The following is a 4,250-nucleotide window of genomic DNA, read 5'->3' on the forward strand; positions in this document are numbered from 1 at the left end:
CGTGGGTAACCCGGCAGGACGCCGGGTTAGCCGCCCCGCGCCATGGATGGCGCGTGGCGGCGGCCCACGGATTCAAGCCGGAGTGAGGGCACACCGAGCCCAAGCGAGGTGCCGAGTGGTGGGGCAAGAGCGTTTTGCTTACTTTTGCGCTCTTCAAAAGTGAGCCGCCGTAAGGGCGGAACCAATAGCCGCCGTTACCCATATAACGGATATGTACCCGGTCAACCCCAAAAGCCTGGTCGGCCCTAAGGCCGCCACGCAAGCCCCCTCGCCACTCACCGCAGAAAGTCGTATCGAGACCATGCCGCGATAGACATGGCGTGAGTGTCACCCTTCCTGGCAGTTACAGTCATTGCCGTACCCGCCGCGCATGGTGACAATCAACCTCTGTTTTCGTCGAAGGATCCGGTATGTCGCAGCCTGTGTTTTTCGCCCACGCCAATGGCTTCCCTTCGGCCACCTACGGCAAATTGTTTGCCGCGCTGGCCCCGGAATACGCGGTGGCGCACCTGCCGCAGCACGGCCACGACCCCAGGTTTCCCGTGGACGATAACTGGCAGAACCTGGTGGACGAACTGATCCATCATCTGGAACAGCAACCGGAACCGGTCTGGGGCGTGGGGCATTCCCTGGGTGGCGTGTTGCATCTGCACGCGGCCATGCGGTGCCCGCAGTTGTATCGGGGTGTGGTCATGCTGGATTCTCCGGTGCTGACTCGCGCCGACCGCTGGGTGATCCGCGCGGCCAAGCGCTTGGGCTTTATCGATCGACTGACCCCGGCCGGGCGCACACTCGGCCGGCGTGAAGAATTCAGCGACCTGGATGCCGCACGCAGTTATTTCGCCGGCAAGACCCTGTTCCGAGGCTTTGACCCGGACTGCTTCGACGCCTACCTGCAGCATGGCTTGCACCCAGTGGGTGACCGCCTGCGCCTGCGCTTCGACCCGGCCACCGAGATCAGCATCTACCGTGGCGTGCCCCACACCAGCCCCGGCCAGGTGCGCCTGTTGAACATCCCGTTGGCGGTGGTGCGCGGTCGCCAGAGCCGCGTGGTGATGCGTCACCACGCCAGTGGCGTGGGGCGCCTGCCCCTGGGGGAAATGCTCACCATGCCCGGCGGCCACATGTTCCCGCTTGAGCGCCCCCAGGACACCGCGACCTTGATCAAGCAGCTGCTCTCCCGCTGGCAGGCCCGCGAGCGCAGTTGCGCATGAGCACGGCGGTCGAAGAAGTGCGCCTGAGCCTGCCGCATATCGAATTGGCGGCGCATCTGTTCGGGCCCGAGGACGGTGTGCCGGTGATCGCCCTGCATGGCTGGCTGGACAACGCCAACAGCTTTGCGCGACTGGCGCCGAAACTGCGGGGCTTGCGCGTCGTTGCACTCGACATGGCGGGGCATGGGCATTCGGCGCACCGTCCCGCGGGAGCCGGCTACGCTTTGTGGGATTACGTCTACGACGTGCTGCAAGTCGCCGAACAACTGGGTTGGAAACGTTTTGCATTACTTGGTCACTCCCTTGGCGCCATCGTCTCCCTGGTGCTGGCCGGCGCGTTGCCGGAGCGAGTGACGCACCTGGGATTGATCGACGGTGTGATCCCTCCGACCGCCAGCGGTGAGAACGCCGCCGAGCGGCTGGGCATGGCGTTGCAGGCGCAATTGAACCTGCGGGACAAGCGCAAGCCGGTCTATGACACCCTGGATCGAGCCGTCGAAGCGCGCATGAAAGGCCTGGTGGCGGTCAGCCGTGAAGCCGCCGAACTGCTGGCCCGGCGCGGCTTGATGCCGGTGCCGGGCGGTTACACCTGGCGCACCGACAGCCGGCTTACCCTGGCTTCGCCGATGCGTCTTACCGATGAACAAGCCATGGCCTTCGTGCAAAGGGTGGGCTGCCCTACACAGTTGGTGGTCGCTGCCGATGGCATGCTGGCGAAACATCCCGAATTGCTTTCCCGGCTGCCCTTTACCGTCACCACGCTGCCAGGCGGCCATCATTTGCACGTGAATGATGAATCTGGCGCGGTCCTTGTTGCAGACTGTTTCAATCGGTTCTTCCGCGCGCCTTGACTTGGGGCGGTCAACTGCCGAGGCTGGGCGGATCGAAAGGGAGTCAACCATGAACAACTTCAACATCGCTATGACCAACGTTGGCCAGGGCTCGTTGATCTTATGAGCGTGCGTAACGGATGTTTCCGTATCCTGGGCTTGAGCCTTCTGAGCCCTTTGGTATTCGCCGCCGACATACCGGGTAGCCAGGACTTGCCCGCCGTGGCCCGTCAGGTCGATTCGCAGATCGTTGATTACCGCCCCGCCGAAGACAAAGAACGCATCTACCCCATGGGCGCGATCCGCAAGATCAGCGGCCAATTGCGCTATGAAGGCCAGGCCACCGCGCGCGGCCAAGCCACCGCCATCACCTATGAGTTGCCCGCCGAACACAGCGCCAGCGCCGCGTTTACCGCCACGCGCGAAGCGTTGCAGGAAAAGGGCGCGCAGTTATTGTTCTGGTGCAGGGCCCGCGATTGCGGCGAGAGCAGCCTGTGGGCCAATGAAATCTTCGGCAACGCCAAGCTGGTCGGTGCCGACAGCCAGCAGGAATACCTGTTGCTGCGCCTGGCCGAGAGCGATTCCCTGGTCGCCCTCTACAGCATCACCCGCGGTAATCGCCGCGCCTATCTGCATGTGGAACAACTGGACGCCAGCGCGCCGCTGGGCGACCTGCTGCCCACCTCGGCCACCCTGTTGCGCGAGCTGAAAAGCACCGGCGAGCTGGACTTCCCCGCATTGGGTGCTGAACCGGATGACACCTGGCTGACCCTGATTTCCCGTGGGCTGAACCTCGATACCACCTTGCGCGTGAGTTTGACCGGCCCGAATGCGGAGACCTGGCGCCTGGCCCTGATCGACAAGGGCGTGCGCGCTGCTCGCCTGGAAACCGGCAACGAGGTTGACGCCAAAGGCTTGCACCTGCATCTGATACGCTAGGCGTAGCAAGGCGAGCGGCCCCGTGCCGTTCGCCTAAGCTGTGTTCCTACCGTCTTCTTCTAGAGATACCCCATGCTCAATAATGATCGCCTGCTGGTGCAAATCCTGCTGCTGGTGCTGTTTGGTGCCAGCTTCTGGGTCATGGCGCCGTTCTGGTCGGCGCTGTTCTGGGGCGCAGTGCTGGCGTTTGCCAGTTGGCCATTGATGGTCCTGCTCACCCGTGGGCTGGGAGGGCGCGAGTCCCTGGCAGCCGGCATCCTCACGTTGGGTTGGATGCTGCTGGTGGCGGCGCCGCTGGTGTGGCTGGGCTTCAACCTTGCGGACCATGTGCGCGATGCCGTGGCGTTGATCAAGGATATCCAGGTCGATGGCTTGCCGGCGGCACCGACCTGGCTTGGTTCGATCCCCTTGGTCGGCGAGCGTCTGGTGGCGATGTGGGACAGCGTCGACCAACAGGGCGCGGCCCTCATGGTCAGCCTCAAGCCGTACCTGGGGCAGGTCGGCAATTGGTTGCTGGCGCGCAGTGCACAGATCGGTGGCGGCATCCTTGAGCTGACCCTGAGCCTGGTGTTCGTGTTCTTTTTTTATCGCGACGGGCCGCGCCTGGCGATGTTCGTGCACCGTTTGTTGGAGCGCCTGATCGGCGATCGTGCCGGTTACTACATCGAACTGGTGGCCGGCACGGTACAGCGCGTCGTCAACGGCGTGATCGGCACCGCCGCCGCCCAGGCCGTGCTGGCGCTGATCGGCTTCCTGATTGCCGGCGTACCGGGCGCGCTGGTGCTGGGCATCGTCACTTTCCTGCTCAGCCTGATCCCCATGGGCCCGCCGCTCGTGTGGATCCCGGCCACGGCATGGTTGGCGTGGAAAGGTGATTACACCTATGCGGTGTTCCTCGGTGTATGGGGCACTTTCATCATCAGTGGCGTGGACAACGTGCTCAAGCCCTACCTGATCAGCCGCGGCGGCAACCTGCCGTTGGTGATTGTGCTGCTCGGCGTGTTCGGCGGCTTGATCGCCTTTGGCTTCATCGGGCTGTTCATCGGCCCGACCTTGTTGGCGGTGGCCTACAGCCTGTTGACGGACTGGAGCGCGACCCAGGCTCAGGGGCGCCGGGAGGATAAACCGTTGTAACTGATCGGTAGAGATCATGTGGGAGCGGGCTTGCCCGCGATAGGCATGGGTATCTACACAACTTTCAACGGTGTGTGGCGAGGAGCTTGCTTGGCGGCCTTCGGGCCGACCGTTTTTTGGGTTTGACCGAGTA

Annotated in this window: 4 protein-coding genes; all 4 read left to right on the forward strand. The window is 63.6% G+C overall.

Annotated elements, in window-relative coordinates; translation table 11 throughout:
- The first annotated feature begins 410 nt into the window (after window positions 1-410).
- The 4 genes from H0Z09_RS27120 to H0Z09_RS27135 all read left to right on the forward strand — a co-directional run bounded on the left by H0Z09_RS27120 (window position 411) and on the right by H0Z09_RS27135 (window position 4,117).
- The gene (locus tag H0Z09_RS27120) at window positions 411-1,214 is read left to right on the forward strand and encodes an alpha/beta hydrolase (RefSeq protein ID WP_076954820.1); all 804 of its coding nucleotides are present in this window, start codon (window positions 411-413) and stop codon (window positions 1,212-1,214) included.
- Window positions 1,211-2,065: an alpha/beta hydrolase gene (locus H0Z09_RS27125; protein WP_186694923.1), complete on the forward strand. Its 855-nt coding sequence runs from the start codon at window positions 1,211-1,213 to the stop codon at window positions 2,063-2,065. The genes H0Z09_RS27120 and H0Z09_RS27125 overlap by 4 nt, the downstream gene beginning before the upstream one ends.
- A 102-nt stretch (window positions 2,066-2,167) precedes the next feature.
- Window positions 2,168-2,983, forward strand: a complete 816-nt coding sequence (locus H0Z09_RS27130) for a DUF4892 domain-containing protein (protein ID WP_186694925.1) — start codon at window positions 2,168-2,170, stop codon at window positions 2,981-2,983.
- Window positions 2,984-3,055: 72 nt separating this feature from the next.
- Window positions 3,056-4,117 carry an AI-2E family transporter gene (locus H0Z09_RS27135; protein WP_076954817.1) on the forward strand — a complete coding sequence of 354 codons (1,062 nt, stop codon included), beginning with the start codon at window positions 3,056-3,058 and terminating at the stop codon, window positions 4,115-4,117.
- Window positions 4,118-4,250: the final 133 nt, after the last annotated feature.

This window comes from Pseudomonas sp. SWRI18 (assembly GCF_014268345.1).
GTDB classification, from domain to species: Bacteria; Pseudomonadota; Gammaproteobacteria; order Pseudomonadales; family Pseudomonadaceae; genus Aquipseudomonas; species Aquipseudomonas cedrina.

Excerpts from the sequence above, each read along its gene's own strand:
- H0Z09_RS27130 (WP_186694925.1), top strand. The coding sequence starts at position 2,168 with ATGAGCGTGCGTAACGGATGTTTCCGTATCCTGGGCTTGAGCCTTCTG.
- H0Z09_RS27120 (WP_076954820.1), top strand. The coding sequence starts at position 411 with ATGTCGCAGCCTGTGTTTTTCGCCCACGCCAATGGCTTCCCTTCGGCC.
- H0Z09_RS27125 (WP_186694923.1), top strand. The coding sequence starts at position 1,211 with ATGAGCACGGCGGTCGAAGAAGTGCGCCTGAGCCTGCCGCATATCGAA.
- H0Z09_RS27135 (WP_076954817.1), top strand. The coding sequence starts at position 3,056 with ATGCTCAATAATGATCGCCTGCTGGTGCAAATCCTGCTGCTGGTGCTG.